This is a genomic window from Bacillus sp. SIMBA_074 (genome assembly GCF_046534555.1).
GTDB classification, from domain to species: Bacteria; Bacillota; Bacilli; order Bacillales; family Bacillaceae_G; genus Bacillus_A; species Bacillus_A mycoides.
Window position 1 is genome coordinate 1 of the sequence record NZ_JAWRYM010000685.1, and the last position, 264, is coordinate 264.

General features: G+C 46.6%; 1 protein-coding gene. It reads left to right on the plus strand.

What is annotated here, in order from left to right:
* Nucleotides 1–32: 32 nt before the first annotated feature.
* Nucleotides 33–264, plus strand: a 232-nt coding sequence (locus SB773_RS32520) for a redoxin domain-containing protein (RefSeq protein WP_410594512.1), incomplete at its 3' end; no start/stop codon positions are given.

Below are 264 nucleotides of genomic sequence, written 5' to 3' on the forward strand. Positions count from 1 at the left end.
GCAAGAACATATTCCTAAGGAGGTTTTACATAATGGCACAACGTCTAATCGGGCTTCCAGCTCCAGACTTTACAATGGAAACAGCACTGGGTAACGGTAAAGAATTCGGAAAGGTTTCCCTGTCCGACTACCGTGGCAAATGGCTGGTACTGTTCTTCTATCCACTGGACTTCACTTTCGTTTGCCCAACCGAAATCATCGCTATGAGCGATGCAATCGAAGACTTCGCTGATCTGGATGCAGAAGTACTGGGTGTATCTACTG